Annotated in this window: 19 protein-coding genes; 11 read left to right on the forward strand and 8 right to left on the reverse strand. The window is 74.2% G+C overall.

What is annotated here, in order from left to right; all coding sequences use genetic code 11:
- Window positions 1–92: 92 nt before the first annotated feature.
- On the forward strand, window positions 93–1,535 hold the full coding sequence (locus AB0I60_RS03495) for an FAD-dependent oxidoreductase (RefSeq protein WP_360725602.1): 1,443 nt from the start codon (window positions 93–95) through the stop codon (window positions 1,533–1,535).
- Between the two features lie 104 nt (window positions 1,536–1,639).
- On the forward strand, window positions 1,640–2,125 hold the full coding sequence (locus AB0I60_RS03500) for a TspO/MBR family protein (protein ID WP_360725603.1): 486 nt from the start codon (window positions 1,640–1,642) through the stop codon (window positions 2,123–2,125).
- Here the strand turns inward: AB0I60_RS03500 and AB0I60_RS03505 are convergent.
- The gene (locus tag AB0I60_RS03505) at window positions 2,100–2,510 is read right to left on the reverse strand and encodes an HNH endonuclease (protein ID WP_360725604.1); all 411 of its coding nucleotides are present in this window, start codon (window positions 2,508–2,510) and stop codon (window positions 2,100–2,102) included. The two genes, AB0I60_RS03500 and AB0I60_RS03505, sit on opposite strands and share 26 nt — an antisense overlap.
- Before the next feature lie 106 nt (window positions 2,511–2,616).
- Between AB0I60_RS03505 and AB0I60_RS03510 the strand changes: the two genes are divergently transcribed.
- The 4 genes from AB0I60_RS03510 (at window position 2,617) to AB0I60_RS03525 (ending at window position 5,165) form a co-directional block, all read left to right on the forward strand.
- Window positions 2,617–2,838, forward strand: a complete 222-nt coding sequence (locus tag AB0I60_RS03510; protein ID WP_360725605.1) for a DUF6343 family protein — start codon at window positions 2,617–2,619, stop codon at window positions 2,836–2,838.
- Between the two features lie 39 nt (window positions 2,839–2,877).
- Entirely contained in the window at window positions 2,878–3,804 is a 927-nt protein-coding gene (locus tag AB0I60_RS03515) for a PfkB family carbohydrate kinase (RefSeq protein ID WP_360725606.1), read from the forward strand.
- Complete coding sequence (locus AB0I60_RS03520; RefSeq protein ID WP_360725607.1) at window positions 3,801–4,538, forward strand: 5'/3'-nucleotidase SurE; 738 nt, start codon at window positions 3,801–3,803, stop codon at window positions 4,536–4,538. Before AB0I60_RS03515 ends, AB0I60_RS03520 begins: the two co-directional genes overlap by 4 nt.
- Before the next feature lie 114 nt (window positions 4,539–4,652).
- On the forward strand, window positions 4,653–5,165 hold the full coding sequence (locus AB0I60_RS03525; protein WP_360725608.1) for a DUF6328 family protein: 513 nt from the start codon (window positions 4,653–4,655) through the stop codon (window positions 5,163–5,165).
- 21 nt (window positions 5,166–5,186) lie between these two features.
- On the opposite strand, the gene AB0I60_RS03530 is transcribed toward AB0I60_RS03525, so the two are convergent.
- From AB0I60_RS03530 to AB0I60_RS03540, 3 genes are all read right to left on the reverse strand, one after another.
- Window positions 5,187–6,176, reverse strand: coding sequence for a glycosyltransferase (locus tag AB0I60_RS03530; protein ID WP_360725609.1), 990 nt, complete (start codon window positions 6,174–6,176; stop codon window positions 5,187–5,189).
- 23 nt (window positions 6,177–6,199) lie between these two features.
- Window positions 6,200–6,949: a hypothetical protein gene (locus AB0I60_RS03535; protein ID WP_360725610.1), complete on the reverse strand. Its 750-nt coding sequence runs from the start codon at window positions 6,947–6,949 to the stop codon at window positions 6,200–6,202.
- Window positions 6,950–7,200: 251 nt separating this feature from the next.
- Window positions 7,201–8,007 (reverse strand): SDR family NAD(P)-dependent oxidoreductase, encoded by an 807-nt coding sequence (locus tag AB0I60_RS03540; protein ID WP_360725611.1) that lies wholly within the window; start codon window positions 8,005–8,007, stop codon window positions 7,201–7,203.
- Between the two features lie 147 nt (window positions 8,008–8,154).
- Here AB0I60_RS03540 and AB0I60_RS03545 point away from each other — a divergent pair, with 147 nt between their 5' ends.
- From AB0I60_RS03545 to AB0I60_RS03555, 3 genes are read left to right on the forward strand one after another with little or no spacing between them, the layout of a single operon-like run.
- The gene (locus AB0I60_RS03545) at window positions 8,155–9,180 is read left to right on the forward strand and encodes an ABC transporter permease (RefSeq protein WP_360725612.1); all 1,026 of its coding nucleotides are present in this window, start codon (window positions 8,155–8,157) and stop codon (window positions 9,178–9,180) included.
- A gap of 25 nt (window positions 9,181–9,205) precedes the next feature.
- Complete coding sequence (locus AB0I60_RS03550; RefSeq protein ID WP_360725613.1) at window positions 9,206–10,252, forward strand: substrate-binding domain-containing protein; 1,047 nt, start codon at window positions 9,206–9,208, stop codon at window positions 10,250–10,252.
- Window positions 10,252–11,736, forward strand: a complete 1,485-nt coding sequence (locus AB0I60_RS03555; RefSeq protein ID WP_360725614.1) for a sugar ABC transporter ATP-binding protein — start codon at window positions 10,252–10,254, stop codon at window positions 11,734–11,736. The genes AB0I60_RS03550 and AB0I60_RS03555 overlap by 1 nt, the downstream gene beginning before the upstream one ends.
- Before the next feature lie 52 nt (window positions 11,737–11,788).
- Here the strand turns inward: AB0I60_RS03555 and AB0I60_RS03560 are convergent, their stop codons facing one another.
- Window positions 11,789–12,814: a S1 family peptidase gene (locus tag AB0I60_RS03560; protein ID WP_360725615.1), complete on the reverse strand. Its 1,026-nt coding sequence runs from the start codon at window positions 12,812–12,814 to the stop codon at window positions 11,789–11,791.
- 364 nt (window positions 12,815–13,178) lie between these two features.
- On the opposite strand from AB0I60_RS03560, the gene AB0I60_RS03565 reads away from it, so the two are divergent.
- Complete coding sequence (locus AB0I60_RS03565) at window positions 13,179–14,660, forward strand: family 2 encapsulin nanocompartment cargo protein terpene cyclase (protein ID WP_360725616.1); 1,482 nt, start codon at window positions 13,179–13,181, stop codon at window positions 14,658–14,660.
- Window positions 14,661–14,730: 70 nt separating this feature from the next.
- On the opposite strand, the gene AB0I60_RS03570 is transcribed toward AB0I60_RS03565, so the two are convergent.
- The 3 genes from AB0I60_RS03570 to AB0I60_RS03580 all read right to left on the reverse strand — a co-directional run bounded on the left by AB0I60_RS03570 (window position 14,731) and on the right by AB0I60_RS03580 (window position 17,638).
- Window positions 14,731–14,967 carry a hypothetical protein gene (locus AB0I60_RS03570; RefSeq protein ID WP_360725617.1) on the reverse strand — a complete coding sequence of 79 codons (237 nt, stop codon included), beginning with the start codon at window positions 14,965–14,967 and terminating at the stop codon, window positions 14,731–14,733.
- Window positions 14,968–15,290: 323 nt separating this feature from the next.
- Window positions 15,291–16,730, reverse strand: a complete 1,440-nt coding sequence (locus AB0I60_RS03575; RefSeq protein WP_360725618.1) for a GMC family oxidoreductase N-terminal domain-containing protein — start codon at window positions 16,728–16,730, stop codon at window positions 15,291–15,293.
- A 236-nt stretch (window positions 16,731–16,966) separates the two neighbouring features.
- A complete protein-coding gene (locus tag AB0I60_RS03580) occupies window positions 16,967–17,638 on the reverse strand; it encodes an SRPBCC family protein (RefSeq protein WP_360725619.1) in 672 nt (223 codons plus the stop codon).
- 204 nt (window positions 17,639–17,842) lie between these two features.
- Here AB0I60_RS03580 and AB0I60_RS03585 point away from each other — a divergent pair, with 204 nt between their 5' ends.
- The gene (locus tag AB0I60_RS03585; RefSeq protein WP_360725620.1) at window positions 17,843–20,458 is read left to right on the forward strand and encodes an AAA family ATPase; all 2,616 of its coding nucleotides are present in this window, start codon (window positions 17,843–17,845) and stop codon (window positions 20,456–20,458) included.
- Window positions 20,459–20,494 lie beyond the last annotated feature (36 nt).

Genomic DNA, 20,494 nt, shown 5'->3' on the forward strand with positions numbered 1-20,494 from the left:
GCGCCGGCATTCGATGCCCGGACCGAGGGATGTGGCGCGCCATTCGGGCAGTCGCCCTTGCCCGGCGGATCGGGACAGCGCAATGGTGGCCCATGGGATTCGCCGCACTGGACATCTTGCGTGAGGGTCTGCCGGACAATTCCGGACCACGGCGGAAGGTCGTCGTGGTCGGGGCCGGAATAGCGGGGTTGACCACCGCCCTGCTGCTCAAGGAAGCCGGTCACGAGGTGACCGTGCTGGAGGGCCAGAACCGGTTGGGCGGGCGCATCCTGACCCACCGGGGTTTCGCCGGCGACATGTACGGCGAGTTCGGCGCGATGCGGTTCCCGGAACAGCACCCGCTGGTCCAGCACCTCATCAAGGACCGGTTCGGCCTGGCCACCCGGCCGTTCCCGATGTACGACGAGGACACCTTCATCTACCTGCAGGGCAAGGGGGTGCGGCGCGCGGACTTCCGAGCCGACTCGTTCTCCTTCGACCTGAGCGCCGAGGAGGCCGCGCGCCCGCCGCACGAACTGCTCCGGCACACCGTGCAGCCCCTGGTGGACATCATGGAGAACGAGGAGCCGGAGAAAGCGTGGCACCGGCTGCTCACCGACTACGACCGGTACACCCTGCTCGGTTACCTGAAGGAACGCGGTCTCGGTGACGGCGCGCTGTCGATGCTCGGCCCGCTGTTCAACCTCGAAGGCCGGTACCACTTCTCGTTGGTCGAGTGGTTCTCGCATTACTACGAGGACGTTTTCGGGCACCTGGTGTACATCGAGCAGGGCGCGGATTCGCTGCCGCGCGCGTTCGAGCCGCACCTGATGGACGACATCCGGCTGGGCGCGCAGGTGCACGCGATCGACCAGGACGACTCGGGCGTCCGGGTGCACTTCCGCGCGGGCCGGCGGTCACAGGTGGTGACGGCGGACGAGTGCGTCGTGACGGTGCCGTTCGCGAGCCTGCGGCACATGGAGATCGGCGGCCTGGACCCGGACAAGTGGTACGCCATCCGCAACACCTACTACGGGCGGGCGCACAAGCTGTTCATGCAGTTCTCCGAGCGCTGGTGGGAGACCGCGTACGGCATCACGCACGGCCTGACGGTCACCGACCTGGCGATCCGCAACATCGTCTACCCGCCCGCCGGGCAGGACACCCGCTACAAGCGGGGCGTGATGATCGCGTCGTACTGCTGGGAGCAGGACTCGATGCCCTACACGCCGCTGGCCGGGGAGGAGAGCGTCGCGCAGGCGCTGGAGGACCTGGTCAAGATCCACCCGGAGGCGCGGGACACGTTCGAGTTCGGCGTCTACAAGGACTGGGCGCTGGACTGGTTCGCGTGCGGCATCGGCCCCCTGTTCCGGGCGTTCGAGATGAGCGAGGGCTTCTACGACGACGTGATCCGGCCGGTCGGCCGGGTGTGGTTCGCCAACGACGCCTGCGACCGCCGGCACCGCCGCTGGGTGGAGGGTGCGCTCAAGGCCGCGATCAAGAACGCCTACGCCATCCACGAGGGCATCCGCGACGAGATGCCGTGGAAGGACTGACCGGCGCGCTGCCGCGGCAGGACCGATCGGGCGGGCGGCCGGGCGCGGCGATCGTTTCGCCGGGGCCCCGGCCGGCTACCCTGCCCGCACGTGGAGGAGGCGGCGTGGTCACTACGGCGGTCAAGCGGCAGGGCAGGCAGTGGTGGGCGCTGGCGGGGTTCGTCGCGGCCGTGGTCGTGGTGGCCCTCGTCGGGTCGCTGGCCGTGACGGGCACGCAGGACCGCTACGGCAGCCTGGTGAAACCGCCGTGGGCCCCGCCCGCCTGGCTGTTCGGTCCGGTGTGGTCGGTGCTGTACCTCATGATCGCGGTCAGCGGGTGGCTGGTGTGGCGGCGCGTCGGCTTCTCCCTGCCGATGTGGGTGTTCGCGGCGCAACTGGTGCTCAACGCGCTGTGGACGCCGCTGTTCTTCGGCATGGGCAGCTTCGAGCTGGCGTGCGCCGACATCGTCGCCCTGCTGGTGCTGATCACGGTGAACATCGGGCTGTTCCGCCGGGTCTCGGGCGCGGCGGCGCTGCTGCTCGTGCCCTACTGGGCGTGGGTCGCCTTCGCCACGGCGCTGACGTTCACGCTGTGGCGGAGCAACCCGTAGCGCCTCGCGCCGGGTCTGCGGCCTCCTCCGGTCCGGCGTCGGCGACCAGTCCGAGGGCGGTCCGGATCTCGACGTGGCGGGTCAGGAAGGCGCGCTCGTCGAGGCGTTTGCGGCGCAGCCAGCCGGTGACCTCGGCGTTGCACTTGCCGGCGTTGCACGAGCCGCAGGCCGGCACGACGTTGTCGGCGGTGTAGCGGCCTCCCCGGGAGATCGCCAGCACGCAGTCCCGCTGCAACGGCCGGTCCGTCGCCCCGCAGTACGCGCACCCGCCCCACGCCCCTCGCAGGGCGGCCCACTGCTCGTCGGTGAGGTCGTGCTCGACACCGTCCATGCGGCGCTTGCGCTTGCGGGCGGCACGGGCCCGTCGACTGCGGTTGACCGCCATCCGCCCAGCGTACGCACCACCCGGTGCGACCGGCGTGCGACGCTCCGACACCATCGCGTGCCCCGCTCCCGGTGTGCGGGCAGGGGGTGCGGGGAATCCCGCCCGCATGGACGAGGACGGACTGCCCCCGCGCGCGCCGCCGCGCAGCGCGTTGACGCTGAGGCTGTGGCTCGCGGGCTTCGGCATCCTGCTCAACGGCGGGGCGGCCGTGCTGCTGGCCCGTGCCGGGTACGCGTTCCTGGCCGTGGTGCTGGCCCTGCTCGCGCTCGGGCTCGTGGTGGACCTGGCCTGGGTCGCCCACCGCAAGCGGCGCGGCGACCTCGGCTGACCGAAGGGTGTGAATCGGGCAAAACGGGTAAAGGAGGCCATGAGCAGAGGTCGAGTGGCGGTGTTCGCGCCGTCTCCCCAGTTGACGGTCACGGTCGAGGCGTTGGACGGCGGACCGGACATCCACGTGCACGCGGGCGGTCAGGGCGTGTGGCAGTCCCGGATGATCGAGTCGCTCGGCGTTGAAGTCGTGCTGTGCGCGGCGCTCGGCGGCGAGACCGGGCACGTGCTGCGCCACCTCATCGGCGTCGACCTCAAGGTCCGCGACGTCGCCGCGCGCAACGGCGCGTACGTGCACGACCGCCGCGACGGCGTGCGCGACCCGCTGGTGGTCATGCCGGCCGACGCGCTGTCCCGGCACGAGCTGGACGACCTGTACGAGATGACGCTGGTCGAGGGGTTGAACGCGGGCGTGGCCGTGCTCAGCGGCCCGGCGGCGGACGACGAGCCGGTGCCGGACTCGGTCTACGAGCGGCTCGCCGCCGACCTCGGCGGCGAGGGCTGCCGGGTCGTGGTGGACCTGTCCGGCGGTCGGCTGGCCGCCGCGCTCAAGGGCGGCCCGCACGTGGTGAAGGTCAGCCACGAGGAGCTGGTCGCCGACGGGCTGGCCGAGTCCGACGCGCTGCCCGACCTGGCGCGCGCGTGCCGGCGGATCGCCGAGTGCGGTGCCAACGCGGTCGTGGTGTCCCGGGCGGCGGAGGACACGCTGGCGATGGTGGGCGACGGGTTCGTGCTCGTCGAATCACCGAAGCTGTCCACCGTGGACACCCGGGGTGGCGGTGACTCGATGACCGCCGGGCTGGCCGCCGGGCTCGCGCAGGGGCTGTCCGTCGAGGACGCGCTCAAGCTCGGCGCGGCGGCGGGCGCGGTGAACGTCACGCGGCACGGGCTCGGGTCCGGCAGCGGGGAGGTGGTGCGCGAGATGGTGCAGCGGGTTCGGCTCAAGCGCTGGGAGGAAGACGAGTGAGGGTGCTCATCACCAACGACGACGGCATCGGGTCGCCGGGGCTGGTCGCGCTGGCCCGAGGCGCGCGCGACCACGGGTGGGCGACCGTGGTCGCCGCGCCCGCGCGGGAGTCCAGCGGCACCGGCGCGGGCCTGACCGCCGCCGAGGACGAGCGGCGGGTGGGCGTGCAGCGGCGCGAGCTGCCCGGCCTGCCCGACGTGCCGGGGTTCGCGGTCGCCGCGCACCCGGCGTTCATCACGCTGGTGGCGGCGCAGGGCGCGTTCGGCGACCCGCCCGACATCGTGCTCTCCGGGGTCAACCGGGGCGCGAACGTCGGGCGCGCGGTGCTGCACTCCGGCACCGTCGGCGCGGCGCTGACCGCGTCCCTCAACGGCGCGCGGTCGATGGCGGTGTCGCTCGACGTCGGCCTGGAGCCGGGCGAGGAGCACTGGGCCACCGCCGTCGCGGTGGCGACCGGCCTGTTCGACCGGCTCGCCGCGCTGCCGGCGGGCGCGACGCTCAACCTCAACGTGCCCAACCGGCTCGACGCCGCCGCGCCGCGCCGGGCGTCGCTGGCCGAGTTCGGCGTGGTCCGCAGCCGGGTCAAGCAGACCGACGACGGCTCGATCACGCTCACGTCGATCGTCGTGGGAGGCGACCTGCCGGCGGGCAGCGACGCGGCGCTGCTGGCCGACGGCCACCCGACCGTGACGCCGTTGCGCGCGGTGACCGAGGACGTCGACCTGGCGCTGTAGCCCGCGCGGCGTCGGGCGCGCGGACGGCTCCGTGCGCCCGACGCGTCGCCGTTCCGTGGCGGGGCGCGCGCGAGTCGCGGTTCACGGGCGGGGTGGTGCGGGTACTTTGGCCAGGTGAGCGAGCCGGAGTCATCCGATCAGCGGCGTTTGGCGCGCAACTTCAACGAGCTGTTGCAGGAACTGCGCGTCGCCCAGGCCGGCGTGCAGATCCTGTTCGGGTTCCTGCTCTCGATCGCGTTCACCGAGGCTTACGACCGCTCCGAGACCTACGTGCGCATCACGCACGTGGTCACCGTGCTCTTCGCGGCCGGCGCGGTGGCGCTGCTGACCGCCCCCGCCGCCTGGCACCGCATCCTGTTCCGGCGCGGGCGGCGGGAAGACCTGATCGAGGTGGCGAACCGGTTCGCGCTCGGCGGGCTGGGCTGCCTGGCCGTGGCGATGACCGGCACCATCCTGCTGCTGGCGGAGGTCGTGGTCGGCGGGTGGGCGATGTGGGTGCTGGGCGGGTTCGCCGCCGTGCTGTTCAGCAGCCTGTGGTTCCTGCTCCCGTGGCGCCAGCGCGACAAGGACTCCATCGTCGCGGACGAGGACGACGAGGACGACGACAACGCCGTCGGCCGGAGCTGACCTGCGCGCCGTGGCCGGACCTCAGGCCGCCCGGGACGACACGAGCAGGTGGAAGACGTTCGCCGTCTCCTCCGCGATCTGCTCGACCGCGTACCGGGCGTGCACCCGCTCGACGGACGCCATGCCGAACGCCTGGCGCAGGCCGTTCGTGGTCAGCACGGTGCGCAGCGCGCGGGCCAGGGCGGCGATGTCGCGCGGTGGCACCAGGCGGCCGGTCACCCCGTCCACGACCGTCTCCGGCAGCACGCCCACGGCGGTCGCCACCACTGGCACCCCGCAGGCCATCGCCTTGAGCGCCGCCGACGGGTCCGCACCGAACCGGGCCGGGCAGACGGCGGCGTCGGCCGACCGCAGCAGGTCGGGCAGCGCGGTGCCACCGTCGAACCGCACGCGGTCGCCGACCCCGCACACGTCCGCGTGCGCCGCCAGCCGCCGCGCGCAAGGCCCGTCCGGGGACGCGGAGAGGACCAGTTCGGTGCCGGGCAGCGAGCGCAGCGAGGTCACCACGTCCTGGAACCCGCGCTCCGGCAGGGGGTCGCCGACCGCGACCAGGCGGGAGCACCCGCTCCGGGGCGCGGCCCGGCCGCCGGGGTGGTAGGCGGACGTGTCCACGGCGGTCGGGACCACCGAGATCTTCGACCGCCGCACGCCCATCCCGAGCAGGGCCGCCCGCTGGTCGTCACCCACCGCGAGCACGTGCGCCGCCGCGCGCCCCAGCAGCCGTTCCACCTTGCTGCGCTCGGCGTCGCCGTCGCGCCTGCCGACCTCGACGCCGCCGAACGACTGGACCAGCGGGACGCCGGACTCGCGCGAGGCGAACAGCGCGACCACCCCGGCCGCCGCGCCCCGGGCGTGCACCAGGTCCGGCGGGTCGGTCCGCCAGCGCAGGACCAGGCCCGCGACGGTCTCCCCCACGTCCGCGCCCACCGGGTCGAAGGCGATGTCGTGGCCCAGGCGGGCGAGCCCGGTCTCGACCGGGTCCCGGACGTCGCCGACGACGGAGATCTTCACGCGTCCTCCCGGTGCGGAGCACATCACGAGTTCCGGCCCGCAGGCGCGGGCCGGCGGAGCGTGGTCCCGGGGAGGCCCCGCGTCCACTGTGGACGGCTGGGGCGGATCGCCCGGCCGGACTCCCCGCGACCCCGACGCCACCGGGAGGTTTGGCCGGCAGCCGGGGGCTCAAACCACCTGACCGGAGGAATTGCCCGCCGATTCGGCGACCGGTGCCGCCGGGCCGTCGACGCCCCTCGACCCGGGCCCGCCGCCGGCCGCGCGCGGCACGGCTGCGCCTGGGTCCGCCGGAGCGCCCGCCGCCGGGCGCGGCGCGGACGTCGAGGAGCGGACCACCACGGGCGCGCCCGTTGCAGGACCTGGTTGGCGACGTCGCCCGGGTGGGCCGGCACCGCCGTGACGCCGGCCGCCGCGAACCCGTCGGGGATGTCGTCCAGCCGCCGGGCGATCCCCTCTTGGGTGCGGTGCTCGTGGCGCGACGCGGTGGTGGACAGGTCCAGCGCCGCCACCGCCGCGTCGTAGCCCCCGGGTGATCCCGCCGCTGGTCGGCGACCGCCCGATGACCAGCGCGGTGTCGCGGTGCCCCAGCCCGGCAAGGTGCCGCACGGCCTGGACCGCGCCGGCGGCTCGCCGGGTGTGGGCAACAGGCCGTCCACCCGCGCTTCGAGCAGCCGCTGCACCCAGGACCGGTCGTCGTCCGGGTGGTGGTCGGACGCCGCGAGCACGAGCTCGACGTCCCGGGTCGAGCCGGGCAGCACCGCGCCGCCGTGCACCGGGCTGACGTCGCCGCGCTCCTCCAGCTCCGTGAGGTCGCGGCGGCTGGTGATCGCTCGTGTCCATCCGCGCCCCCTGGTCGGACGATCACACGATCGCCGGGGCAACGGATCCTGAACCCGGACTCCGCCCGGCCCGTCGCGCGCCGCAGCGGTGCGCACCGCACCACGCTCCCGTCCCGGCGAACCGGCAGGTCGGCGACCGTCCGAAGTGGATCACCCCGCCGCCGTGGCCGGAGAGCGCCCCGGGCTCAGCGGATCACGAAACCGCCGTTGACGCCGATGGTCTGGCCGGTCACGTAGGTGCCGTCCGGCCCGACCAGGAAGGCCACCGCCGAGGAGATCTCGGCGGGCAGCCCGAACCGGCCCAGCGGGGTCTGCCGCTCCAGGTCCTTGCGCACCACGGGGGCCATCACGTCGCCCAGCGGCGTGTCGATGTATCCGGGGGCGATGCAGTTGACCCGGATGCCGCGCGGGGCCACGTCCCGGGCCACCGCCTTGGTCAACCCCTCGATGCCCGCCTTCGCGGCCGAGTAGTGCGGGATGTGCGCGCAGCCCGTCATGCCGCAGATCGAGGACACGTTCACGATCACGCCGCCGTGCTGCATGTGGCGCAGCGCGGCGCGGGTGCCGTAGAACGTGCCGTCCAAGTGGACGCCCAGCATCCGGTGCCACGCCTCGTCGCTGATGTCCACCGTGGCGTCCAGCATCGTCGTCGGCTCGCCGGACTCGGCCTCGGTCAGCCGCGCCGCGAGCCGGCCGAACGCCTCGTCGGCCTCCCGGCCACCCCGGATGCCCGCGTTGTTGACCAGGATGTCCAGCCGCCCGTAGGTCTCCACGACGGTCCGCACCGCCTCGTCGACCTGCGCCGACTCGGCCACGTCGGCCACCACGGCCATGCCCTGCCGCAGCAGGCCGGCGGTCAGCTCCGCACCCGACGAGTCGACGTCGAGCGCGGCCACCCGCGCGCCCTCGGCGTCGAGCCTGCGGGCGATCGCCTCGCCGATCCCCGAACCGGCGCCGGTCACCAGCGCCACCTTGCCCTCGATGCTGCCCATGGCCGCAGACGCTAGTCAGCGCGTGCCGGGTCGCTGTGGCCCCGACCACAGTCGGTGCGCTGGTGGTCAACGGGTGTTCGCCATCGGGCAAGCGTTCGTTTGGCCACCGCCGCACTCTGGGGGCCGTACAGGGCGGACGGAGGCGGCATGACCGAGGTTGACCGACGTGTCACGACAACCCGGGAGGGGAACTCGATCGTCGGGTTCGGCAGGCAGGTGCTGCGGGCGGAGTCCAGCAGCGTGCTGATCGCGACGATCCTGCTGGTGCTGCTGATCGGGGTGCTGCGCCCCAACTTCCTCACCATCGGGCAGTTGCGGGACGTGCTCAACAACTCCGTGTACGTGGCGCTGCTCGCCGCGGGCATGGCGTTCCTGTTGGCGATGCGGGAGATCGACCTGTCCGTGGGTGCGATGTTCGGCCTCTCGCTGATCACCTCGGCGCTGCTGATGAGGGACGGGTTCGACCCCTGGCTCGCGTGCGGGGCGGGCATCGTGCTCGGCGCGGTGCTCGGCCTGGCGAACGCGTTGGTGGTGCAGCACATCGCCATCCCGGCGTTCGTCGCCACGCTGGCGACGATGCAGCTCTACCGGGGGCTCGCGGTCGCGCTCGGCGACGGCCAGCAGGTCACCGGGCTGCCGCTGGAGCACTCGTTCTTCACCGTGCTCGGCGGCGACTGGCTGGGTCTCCCGGTCAGCGTGTGGATCCTGATCGCGGTCACGGCGGGGCTGACCGTGGTGCTGCGGTGGACGCCGTTCGGCTACCGCGTGCGGTCCATCGGGTCCAACCCGGACGCCGCCGCGTTCTCCGGCATCTCCATCCCGCGCACGCGGATGTACGTGCTGGTCCTGGTCGGCGCGATCGGCGGCCTCGCCGGCGTGCTGGGCCTGGCCTTCTTCACGTCCGGTGATCCGAACATCGGCACCGGGTTCGAGCTCCAGGCGATCGCGGCGGCGGTCATCGGCGGCACACCGCTGCGCGGCGGCGTCGCCACCGTGGTGGGCGCGGTGTTCGGCGCGATCCTGCTGGGCGTGGTGTCCAGCGGGCTCGTCTACTTCAGCATCCCCGCGAACTGGAGCTCCTTCGCCACCGGTCTGGTCGTCCTGCTGGCCGTCGGGGTGGACAGCGCGCTGCGCAGCCGACAACGGGCGCGCGAATCAATGCTCGGCCTGTGAAACCCCGCGTAGGAAAGAGGTCCTGATGCGTCCCCATCGGTACGTGGCGGCGTTCGCCGTCGCCGCCCTGCTGGCCGGCTGCGGCTCGGCGGAGCCGGGCACGAACGCGCCGCTCAAGATGGCGTTCGTCTACGCCACGTCGACGCAGAACCCGTTCCAGGAGATGGCGTTCGGCGCGAAGGCCGCTGCGGCCAACGCCGGCAACGTCGACCTGGCGCTGAGCGCACCGTCCCAGGTGGACGGTCCGCAGGAGGTGCAGCTCTTCCAGTCGGCGATCCGCAACTCCAAGGACGGCGTGGCCCTGGAGACGCTGACGCCCGACCTGTTCGTGCGCCCGCTCAACCAGGCCACCGACCTGGGCGTGCCGATCGTCGCGGTGGACACCGCTCCCCCGGCGGGCACCAAGGTCGACCTGTTCATCGGCAACAGCAACACCGAGCTGGGCAAGATGCTCGGCGAGGAGTTCGTCAAGCAGGTGCCCGAGGGCACCACCGGCGAGGTCGTGCTCGGCAACGCCATCCCCGGCCTGACCCTGCTCCAGCAGCGGCTGGACGGCATGAAGTCGGTGATCGAGGCCAAGCGACCCGGCCTGCGGATCAGCGGCCCGTTCGACTCCGGCTCCGAGCCGACGTCGAACTTCAACAAGTGGAACGACATCGTCAAGGCGCACCCGGACGCCATCGGCTACCTCGGCGTCGGCGCGCAGGACGCGGTGTCGCTCGCGCTGATCCAGAAGAACACCGGCCGCAAGTTCCTGGCGGGCTCCTGCGACCCGGACGTCGCCGCGCTCCAGGCGGTCAAGGACGGCTACGTGTTCGCGCTCGCCTCGCCCGAGCACTGGCTGAAGGGCTACGTCGCGCTGAGCCTGCTCATCGAGCACAAGCGCAACGGCAAGGAGCTGCCCAAGGGCTGGTGGAACACCGGCTCGCTGGTGGTCAACGCGGCCAACATCGACCAGATCATGGCCCGGCAGAAGGACGAGGGCACCCGCACGGCGGCGTTCAAGGCGGAGACCGAGAAGCAGCTCGCCGACCCGTCGAAGTACCTCAAGTCCATCGGAGATGCCAACTGATGCACGCCTTCACCGCGCGCGGGATCACCAAGACCTACGGCGGGGTCACCGCGCTGGCCGGAGCGGACCTCACGCTGCGCCCCGGCTCGGTGCACGCGCTGCTGGGCGAGAACGGCGCGGGCAAGTCCACGCTGATCAAGGTGATCACCGGGGCGGTGACGCCGGACGCCGGCGCGCTGCGGCTGGCGGACGCGGAGGTCGCGTTCGCCAGCACGGCGCAGGCGGCGGCCAACGGGGTCGCCGTCGTGTCGCAGGAGCTGAACCTGTTCCCCGACCTCGACGTCCTGGCCAACCTCTACCCGATGCGCGAACCGACCCGGGGACCGCTGCTCGACCGGGCGGCGATGCTGGGCAGGGCGCTGCCGGTGCTCGACCAGCTCGGCCTCGACGTCGACCCGAAGGCGAAGCTCGGCTCCCTGTCGCTGGCGCAGCGGCAGCTCGTGGAGATCGCCAAGGCGCTGATCGTGCAGCCCAAGGTGCTCATCCTGGACGAGCCGACCTCGGCGCTGGACCGCGACAGCTCCTCGCGCCTGCTGGACATCCTGCGGGTGCTGCGGGACCGCGAGGTGGCGGTGGTGTTCGTGTCGCACATCCTCGAAGAGGTGATGAACCTGTGCGACGAGATCACCGTGCTGCGCGAGGGCCGCACGGTGCTCGACGCCCGGCCGCGCGCCGAGCTGGACATCGGCGACATCGTGCACGCCATGCTGGGCAAGGACCTGCCGGTCCCGGTCCGCACGACCGGCACGCCGGGCGCGGCGAAGCTGGAGTTGCGCGGCGTGACCGTGCCCGACCGGCTCACCGACGTCGACCTGTCCTGCTCGGGCGGCGAGGTCGTCGGCCTGGCCGGGCTCGCCGGCTCCGGGCACACCACGGCGCTGGAGGTGGTCGCGGGCATCCGGCGGCCGGTCCGGGGCTCGGTGACGCTGCCCAACGGGCGGACCCCGCGCGACTTCCGGTCGGCCATCGCCGCCGGGGTGGCGCTGGTGTCCGGCGACCGGCGGCGGGTCGGCCTGATGCTGGACAAGCCGGTGTGGGAGAACATCGCGCAGGTCCGGCCGGTGGCGCTGTCGGCCGCCGGCGGGCTGCTGCGGACCGGGGCGCTGCGCGAGTCGGCGCGGGCGCTGGCCGAGCGGGTCCGCGTGCAGCCGCCGAACGTGGACGCCCGCGCCGGGCTGCTCTCCGGCGGCAACCAGCAGAAGGTGGTGCTGGCCAAGTGGCTCGCGGCGGACCCGTCCGTCCTGCTGCTCGACGACCCGACCCGGGGCGTGGACCTGGGCGCGCGTGCCGAGATCCACGCGCTGCTGCGGGCCGTGGCGGACGCGGGCAAGGTGGTGGTGCTGTGCTCCACCGACCTGGACGAGCTGGTCGCGGCGTGCGACCGGGTCGTGGTGTTCCACAAGGGCGCGGTGTGCGCCGAGCTGACCGGCGACCGGATCGACCAGCACAGCATCCTGCGCACCATGAACACCGGCGCGGCCTGACCGGGACGGCCGCGCCGGGGGACCTTCCACCCCCTCGGCGCGGCGGCCCGGGTCAGGGCTGGGTCACCACCGACACGCCCTGGCTGCTCGCTATCAGGCTCCACTTCTCGGCGAAGTACAGGCTCCCGGACCTGCCGACGTGGATGCCGTGCACGACGACCGCGCTCCGGTCGCCGTTGTAGGTGTAGAACGGTGCCCCGGAATCACCTTCCTGTGGTGCCGTGCCTTTGTCGTAAGTGATGAGGTTGCGCGTGCAGCCGGCTCCCGTGCACAACTGCCCGGTGGTGTTCACGACCCGGTGGCCGCATTTCTCGTAGGTGGCGGCACCGCTGCGGCACAGGTCGCCCCGGCCCACCACGGGATCGGCCGCGCCGGCCACCCGGATCGTTTTCCCGGTGGCGTCGCCGACGTAGATCTCCCGCCCGTAGTAACCGGTCTGCACGGTGCCGACGAGCGCGAGGTCGCGGTCCGGGAAGTTCCAGTTGTAGAAGTTGCCCATGAACTGGCCGCTGCCGGTGTTCTGCACCGGCCGGCCGATCGGCACCCCCGGCACGTACCCGCAGTGGCCGGCGGTGAGCAGGTAGCGGTTGCCGTCGGGGTCCGCGACGGTGAACCCGCTGGTGCACTTCCCGGACCCGACGGTGATCGCCGCGCCGCCCCGGAACGGGCGCGGGTCGTTCTGCCGCGAGTCGCGCCCTCCCCCGCCGTAGCGGTGCTCCACGGGGACGGAGAGCCCGGCGGACAGCGGTTCCAGCACGTCCGGCGGCGCGTCCGAGGTCACCACCACCACGTCCCGGGCGAGGTCGAACACCGAGCCGTAGACGTGACCGGCCGGGTCCTGCCGGGCTCGGGCGCGGATGCGGGCGTCGACCGCGTCGACCTCGGCCCGGGTGGTGCGGCTGCGGGTCACGGCGGGCGTGGTGCCGCGCACCGCGAAGTCGGCCGCCGTGCGGGTGCTGCCCGGTCCGGAGGCGGGCAGGACGACGACGAACCCGTTCCGCCGCTCGTCGTGGTAGAAACCGAGTGCGCCTTTCTCGTCGACCACCTCCCGGAGTTCTTCGGAGACCGCGAAGGCCATTTTCGGGGTTTCTCCCGCAGCTTGGGAGGCGATTCCTCCGGGAAGCACCGCGGATAACGTCAACAGGCTCGTCAGCACGGCTGCGCGACGGGTGGACACGTGTTTCCTCCAGGCGGTCGACCTGCGAATTCAACCGGTGTCGGGGGTCGTGTGCGAGGACGTGCGCATTCGGGCGGCGGAATGGGGCCGCCGGCCCGGTGACCGCCATGCTATCGACCGGCGGACCGCGCGGAAGCGGTCGGCCGGAAGTTGCTCCGAACGTCCCGCCCGGTGGGCCGGCCGCCCGGCAACCACTCGTTCGTGCGGAGGGTGTCCCCGGCTGGCGGATGGCCGGCCGGGGCCGGGGCTGCCACTCTCGACCGTTGTGACGGACACCGCCCCCGCCGACCAGGCGACCGCGACCTCCGACTGGACCACGCCGACCGGGTTGGGGACCGCCGCCGCCCGCGTCGCGAGCCAGTTCGCCCGCCTGCTGCCCGAACCGCCCGCCCCGACACCCGCGCCGCCGCCCGTCACGCGGCCACCGGCGGGCACGCCGCACGCCGCACCACCCCTCACCGCACCGCCCACCGGGACCGCGCCGGCCGCGCCACCCGTCAGCCCGCCGTCCACCGGGACGGCACCAGCCGCACCACCCCTCACCGCGCCGCCCACCGGGACGGCACCGGCCGGGTCGCCTGCGGTGCCGCTGATCCCGGGGTCGACCGCGCCGCTCGCACCGCCGTTCCCCGCGCCTGCCCTCCCCGGGCCTGCCCTCCCCGGACTGCACCTCCTCGGGTCGGGTCCGGACGCCGGTGGGGTGCCGGCCGTCGCGGCGGTGGTGGGCGAGGCGGTGCGGGCCGCCCGGACCGCGCCCGGTCCGGGGTACGTCCTGCGCGAATGGGGCGACGGGCGGTACGCGCCGCTCTACGTGCCCCCCGCCGAGCGGGAGAACCAGCCGCTCACCGACCTCGTGGAGGACGGGCTGGAGGCGTGGGCCGCGCAGTGCGGCTTCGTCGGCGAGGAGCTGGGGATGCTGCGCGCCGCCGGGTTCGGGCGGCTGGCCGTGCTGACCCACACCGACTCCGACGACCCCGAGCACCTGCTGATCGCGGCCAAGCTCAACGCCGCCTGGTGGGCCGCCGACGACCTGTACGCCGACAGCAGCGAGATGGGCGCGCAGCCGACCGAGCTGCCGCCCCGCCTGGCGCTGGCGATGGCCGCGATGGACCCGCTCCCGGACGCCGGCCGGTTCACCCCTCCGGTGGAGGAGGCGCTGGCCGCCGAGCCGGTGCTCATCGCGCTGCGCACCGGCATCGAGCACCTGAGCCGGTACGGCTCGGCGGCGCTGGTGCAGCGGGTGAACTACTCGACGTTCGCCATGTTCGTCTCCTGGAACTCCTACGCCGCCTGGCGGTACACCGGCGAGTACCCGCCGGCGTGGAAGTACCTCGCCACCCGGCAGCACGACACCTTCTACACGTCGATGACGGTGATCGACGCGGTCGGCGGCTACGAGGTGCCGGCCGAGCTGTACTACGACCCGAAGGTGCGGCGGGCCGCGTTCCAGGCCGGCACGGCGGCGGTGTTGGTCAACGACCTGATGTCGGTCACCAAGGACGCGGCCGACGAGCACCCGGTGGTCAACATGGTGCTCCAGATCGCGGCGGACCGGCGGTGCCCGATCGCCGAGGCCACCGAGGAGACCGTCGAGCTGCACAACCGGATCGTCCGCGACTTCGAGGCGTCGCACCGGGAGCTGCTGGCGGTCCCGTCGCCCGAGCTCCAGCGGTTCCTGCGCGGGCTGCGGTCCTGGATGGGCGGCGGTTTCGAGTGGCACAACACGAATCCGCGCTACCGGGCGTGACCGGGGGCGGCTGACGGCACCGCGCCGCAGCCGCCCGCCCCGCCGGCGGGCGCTCCGCCCCGGCGTCACCTCACCGGTCGTCCACGGGGTACGGCCGCCCGGCCGCCTTCAGCGCGATGGCCCGCGCGAGCCGGTTCAGGTCGTCGGCCAGTTCGACCTCCACGTCGGCCAGCTCGACGCCGTACCCGGTGCGGCCGGCCGCCGGAGCGGCGTGCGCGCTCTCGTCCATCAGCCGGACGATGTAGCGACCCAACCGGGTGTTGACGCTGGTGAGCCAGGTGTTGAAGAGCAGCTCGTCCTTGGTCACCGCACCACGCACCGTCCCATCCGTTCCACGACCCGAGCGGCCCGGGACCGGGCCGCCAAGGCCAACGTAGGGACGACCGAGCGCCGCCAGTTGCACATATCTTGTAACGATCGGCGAGCTGTACGTCCGAATGGGCCGGTCGCGCGCGGTCACCTCGAATACCCGCGCGAGGACGTCGAAAGCCGCGCGGTGACGTCGAATACGGCACGCGCCGGCGGGCCGTGCGGTCGATCGTGCACCCGTTGCGCGCATCGGCACGCGCACCGGGTGTGACCGCGTCGGGAAGCGACGGTGACGGACGGCGGGGGACGTTGGGCCGTCCGTCACCGCGAGATCAGTTCGGCCGCCTTCTCCGCGATCATCGCGGTCGGCGTGTTGGTGTTGCCGGAGACGATCGACGGCATGACCGACGCGTCGGCCACCCGCAGCCCGTCGATGCCGCGCACCCGGAGCCCGGCGTCCACCACGCTGCCCATCGCGCACGTGCCCGACTGGTGGTGGTAGGTGATCACCGACCGGCGCACGTAGTCGCGCAGCTCCAGCCTGCCCGGGTAGATCTCGTCCGCGCCCCACTCCTTGAGCGCCCGCTCGTGCCCGATCTCCTGGCACAGCAGGACGGCTTCCACGAGGGCGTCCACATCGGACCCGGCGGACAGCACGCGCGGGTCGATGACCGGCGGTCCGTCCGGGGCGGACAGCGTGACCCGACCCGCGCTCTCCGGGCGGATCAGGCCGGCCATCAGCGAGAACCCGTTGTCCGGTCCGGACATCCACTGCTCGTAGAGCGGGGCGCTGAAGTGCAGCGGCTGGAGGTCGGGGCCCGGCAACCCCGGGCGGCTGCGCCAGAACAGGTGCGTCTGCGCGGGCGGGATGCCCGGCGTGTGACCGATCGGCTTGGCGGCGCTGAAGATCGTGGGCACCAGCCAGTGGTCCTGGAAGTTCTCGCCGACGCCGGGCAGGTCGGCGACCACGTCGACGCCCAGCGCCCGCAGGTCGTCGGCGGGCCCGATGCCCGAGCGCAGCAGCACCAGCGGCGAGCCCAGCGCGCCCGCGCTGAGCACCACCTCGCCGGCGTGCGCGCGGCGCACCCGGTCGTACTCCGTCCACTCCACGCCGACGCACCGGTCGCCGGACATCAGCAGCTTGCGCACGTGGGCGTTGGTGACGAGGGTGAACCTCGGGTGGTCGAGCACCGGCCCGAGGTAGGCGCGCGCGGTGGTGTGCCGCTCGCCGGCGGCGATGGTGAACTGCATCCGGCTCACACCGGTCTGGTCGCCGTCGTTGTAGTCGGCGTTGTAGGGCACGCCGGCCTGCTGGGCGGCGGCCAGGATCGAGTCCTGGACCGGGTCGGCGGTGTAGTCGCGCAGGATGCTGAGCGGGCCGTCCTCGATCCGCCGGAACACCGGCTCGACGTCCGCCCACGACCAGCCCTCGTTGCCGCGCGCGGCCCAGTCGTCGTAGTCGGCGGGGTTGCCCCGGACGTGGATCATCGCGTTGAGCGCGTGCGAGCCGCCCAGCACCCGTCCGCGCGGCAGGTGCAGCGCGCGGTCCGCCGCGCCGGGCTGCGGGACCGTGCGCAGGCCCCAGTCCTGGGCGCTGTGCCACAGCTCGTGCATCCGCAGCGGGTCGTGGATGGCGGGGTTGGTGTCCCGGTCGCCGGCCTCCAGGAGCAGCACCGTGCCCTCGGTCAGGTCCAGCAGCCTCCGGGCCAGCACGCAGCCGGCCGTGCCACCACCCACCACCACGAAGTCCGCGTCGACCATTCGCCCAGTCCAGCAAACGCCGCGAGGTTCGGCCTTGAACCGGAGCGCACGGCCGTTGTCCGGGCGCGCATCGGAGCCCTCCCGTCGGGCACCCGCCACCCGGACGGCCCCTTTCGGCGGCCTGCCGTCGCCCGGATGGCGGATCGCGGGACGGCACCACGTCCCGGGGTCACGCGGCTCGGCGCTGGGCGCGGGGGTGGGCGAGCGCGGTGGTCACGGTCCGCTGCCTTTCGCGGTCAGTCGCAGTGGCGGGCTTCGGCGGTGGTCTTGAGGTCGGCGAGCCACGCCTTGAGGCCCTCGCCGAGGAAGTGGACGGAGGTCGGCACGTCGGCCTCCACCTGCGCGCCGGTCCAGGTCTCCTCGGTGCGCACGAGGACGCCGCCGTGGACCCGGGTGAAGGTCCAGACGTGGACGCCTCGGTCGATCGTGAGGCCCTCGCCGATCGCCGGGCCGGTCCAGCGCAGGCATCGTTCGTGCCGGAGCTGCTGGACGGTCGAGGTGATGACCAGCGTCGTGGCGGGCGTGGTGGGGGTGGCCGGCACCGGCGTCGTCCAGCGGAACTGCGAGCGCGGGCGCAGCGGCCCGTGGTCGAGGCGCTCGGCACCGGTCACCGGCGGCTGCCAGGACGGCCAGCGCGCCACGTCGGTCTGGAGCTTCCAGACGGTGCTCATCGGCGCGTCGACGAGCGTCTCGGTCCGGTACCGGATCCTGGCCGCCGGGTCGACGCCCTCGCCCCGGCAGGTCAGCGGAGCGGTGTCGGTCCCGGCCGTCCGGGTGGGTACCGTGGTCCGGTCGGGGGTGTCGGCCGAGGCGGGTGGGGCAGCCGCGCCCAGCAGGCCGGCGGCCAGCGGGAGCGCGAGCAGCGCGGCGCGCGCGCCGGCCAGGCGGCGAGGGGGTCGTGAGGTCATGGTCATCTCCTGGGTTCACCGGACGGCGGACGAGCGCCTGGGTCGACCTTCCCGCGCCGGCGGCGGTGGTCGCGTCGGCGAGAACTACGTAGAACTCCGTAGCCCCTCGAGGCCCGATCACGTAGGACCCGACCGCACCGCGACCGCCCGGGCGACGGTCCCGGACCGGTCGGGGCGCGGCTCGCGCACGCCGGCGGGGTGCCGGTGAGCGGCCTGCTCGGGCGGCGCGAGGAGACCGCACGGTTGCGGGTCCTGCTGCAGGACGCGAGCCGCTCGCAGGGCGGTGCCGTGCTCGTGCGCGGGGAGCCCGGCATCGGCAAGACCGCGCTGCTCGACCACCTGGCGGGCTCTGCGCCCGAGTTCCTGGTCATCACCGCGTCCGGCGCCGAGTTCGAGACCGAGCTGCCGTACTCGGCGCTGCACCAGCTCTGCGTGCCGGTGCTGGGGCACCTCGACGCGCTGCCCGCGCCGCACCGCGCGGCGCTGCGGATCGCGTTCGGCCTGGACACCGGCACGCCCGACCCGTTCCTGGCCGGCGCAGCGGCGCTGGGCCTGCTGCTGGAGCCCGACCGGCCGCTGCTGTGCCTGGTCGACGACGCCCAGTGGCTGGACGACGCCTCGGCCCGCGCGCTGGCGTTCGTGGCCCGCCGGGTCGGCGCCGAACGGGTGGCGATGGTCTTCGCCGCGCGCGAGGGCGCGAGGGCGCTGGACAGCCTGCCCGACCTGGAGGTGCGGCCCCTGGGCGAGCCCGAGGCGCGCGCGCTGCTGGCCGGCGCGATCCGCGCCCCCTTGGACGAGCGGGTCCGCGACCGCGTCCTGGCCGAGGCGCGCGGCAACCCGCTGGCGCTGGTCGAGCTGGCCCGGACCTCCGGTCTGACCGGCCTGGCCGGCGGGTTCGACCTGCCCGCGCCGGTCGCCGTCGAGCGGAGCTTCCGGGCCCGGCTGTCCCGGCTGCCCGACGACGTGCGGCTGCTGCTCACCGTGGCGGCGGCCGAGCCGGTGGGCGATCCCGGCCTGCTGTGGCGAGCGGCGGCGCTGCTGGGCGTCGAGGGGGCCGCCGCGCGGGACGTGCCGCTGGTCGAGTTCGGCACGCGGGTGCGGTTCGTGCACCCGCTGGCCCGTTCCGCCGTCTACCAGGCCGCGACCGACGAGCAGCGGCGGCGCGCGCACGACGCCCTCGCGCGGGTCGGCGACCCGGTGGCCGACCCCGACCGGGTCGCCTGGCACCGCGCGCGGGCCGCCGTCGGCCCCGACGAGGACGTGGCCGCCGCGCTGGTGCGCTCGGCGTCCCGCGCGCAGTCCCGGGGCGGGGTGGCCGCCTCGGCGGCGTTCCTGGAGCGCGCCGCCGCGCTGACGCCCGACCCCGGGCTGCGCGGCGAACGGGTGCTCGCCGCCGTCGGGGCCAAGCTGTCGGCCGGGGACTTCGACGTGGCCACCGAGCTGCTGTCCACCGCGCCGCCCGACGACCCGCGCGCCGACCTGCTGCGCGGCCGGATCTCCTTCGCCCGGTTCCGGGGCGGCGACCTGCCCACCGCCCACCTGCTGCGCGCCGCCGCCGGCCTGGTCGAGGAGGCACCGGCGGACGCGCGGACGACGTACCTGGACGCGGTCGAGGTGGGCGTCCTGACCGGCGGCCTGGCCGAGGTGCTGGCCGCCGCCCGGACCGCGCCGGCCGCCCCCGGCCCCACCCGCGCCGCCGACCTCCTCCTGGACGGCGTGGTCGCCCTGGCCGACCACGGCCACCGGGCGGCGGCCGACCTGCTGCGGGCGGTCGTGGCGGACAGCGGCGACGAGACCTGGACCCGGTGGCCCACCCTCGGGTACCTGCTCGCCCTGGAGTTCTGGGACGCCGAGGCGATGCACGACATCGCCGCGCGCACCGTCGCGGCCGGCCGCGAGTCCGGGTCGTTCCACCGGCTGCCGATCGGGCTGGCCATGCTCGCCACGGTCCGCGCCCACGGCGGCGACCTCGGCGCGGCCAAGGACATGATCTCCGAGGAGGAGGCGATCGCGGAGGCCACGGGAGCCGCGCCGCTGGTCTACCCGCGCCTGCACGTGGCGGCGTTGCAGGGGCGGCGCGTGGAGGCCGAGGAGCTGTTCGCCCGGGTCGGCCCGCACCTGAGCTTGAGCGTGCAGTACGCGCGGGCCGTGCTGAACAACGGCCTGGCCGACTACCCCGCCGCCCTGGAGGCCGCTCGGCGGGCGGTGGCGACCGGCGACCTCGGCCTGGCCGGCCAGGCCCTGCCGGAGCTGGTGGAGGCGGCCGTGCGCTGCGACCGGGCCGACGTGGCGCGCGAGGCGCTGGCGGTGCTGGCCGACCGGGCGGGTGCCGGCGGGCAGCCGTGGGGACGGGGCGTCGAGGTCTGCGCGCGGGCGCTGGTGCACGACGACGAGGACGCCTACCGCCGGGCGGTCGAGCTGCTCGCCGCCGGACCAGGGGTGGTGGCGCGCGGTCGCGCCCACCTGGTCTACGGGGAGTGGCTGCGCCGGCGGGGACGCCGCCGGGACGCCCGGACCGAGCTGCGCGAGGCCCACGAGCTGCTGTCCGGGATCGGCGCGGAGGGGTTCGCCGCCCGCGCGGCGGCCGAGCTGCGGGCCACCGGGGAACGCGCGCGCAGCCGTTCCGCGCCGGCCCCGGCCGCGCTCACCGTGCAGGAGGTGCACATCGCCCGCCAGGTCGCGGAGGGCGCGACGTCCAAGGAGGTGGCCGCCAAGCTGTTCCTCAGCCCGCGCACCGTGGACGCGCACCTGCGCAACGTCTTCCGCAAGCTCGGCATCAGCTCGCGCCGCCAGCTCCGGGACCTGCCCGCCATCCGCTGAACGGCCCCGGTCCGGCAAAACTGCTCGACGGCCCCG

It is taken from the genome of Actinosynnema sp. NPDC050436 (genome assembly GCF_040655415.1).
GTDB lineage: Bacteria > Actinomycetota > Actinomycetes > Mycobacteriales > Pseudonocardiaceae > Actinosynnema.